The organism is Bacillus sanguinis, assembly GCF_018332475.1.
GTDB lineage: Bacteria > Bacillota > Bacilli > Bacillales > Bacillaceae_G > Bacillus_A > Bacillus_A sanguinis.
Genome location: NZ_BOQB01000562.1, coordinates 1 through 813, shown reverse-complemented (window position 1 = coordinate 813; position 813 = coordinate 1). Strand labels below are relative to the sequence as shown.

General features: G+C 33.5%; 1 protein-coding gene. It reads left to right on the top strand.

The window, feature by feature from the left end; genetic code table 11:
- Positions 1-80: 80 nt before the first annotated feature.
- Positions 81-813: S-layer homology domain-containing protein (locus tag KI369_RS28575; protein ID WP_212959008.1), on the top strand; the 733-nt coding region annotated here is incomplete at its 3' end.

The following is an 813-nucleotide window of genomic DNA, read 5'->3' as shown; positions in this document are numbered from 1 at the left end:
ATGGTAATATTTTCCATATAGAACAGCGGTTATAAAAAAACGCTAATTTATAAATTTATATGTTAAAGTATCTGGATTTTATATTTAAATTCGATACAATAAAGGAATCTATTAAAAAACTAATATACTTGGAGGAACAAACAATGGCTAACAAATTTTTAAAAACAGCAACAGCATTAACAATTATGGGTACATCATTACTAGGAGCAGGAGCATTTACTGCTAAGGCTGATAACACAGACTCATTAAAATTCAGTGATGTTCCAGCAAATCACTGGTCTACAAAAGCAATTTATGATTTAACAAATCGTAAAGTAGTACAAGGATACGGAAATAATATCTTTGGTTTTGGTGACAATGTAACTCGTGGGCAAGTTGCTCGTATGATTTATATGTACGTTAAACCAGCAGATGCAGATGCTAGCTTCAAAAATCCATTTACAGATATTAGAGGACACCTGTTTGAAAAAGAAATTAGAGCACTTGCTAAAGCAGGTCTAGTAAATGGTTATGGTGAAGGGAAATTCGGTCCAGATGATGTCTTAACTCGTGAACAAATGGCGCAAGTACTTACAAATGCTTTCAAGTTCAAAGCTACTAAGACAACTTCCTTTACTGATATTGATAAAAACTCATGGGCATTAAAAGCAATTAGTGCATTAGAAGAAAATGGCGTTACTATTGGTACAGGAGGTAAAATGTATTCACCATATGCACATGTAACTCGTGAACAATATAGCCAGTTCTTATATAACTCTATTAATGCAGTAGAAAAAGAGACTAAGCCAGAAGTGAAGCCAGATCCAAAACCTG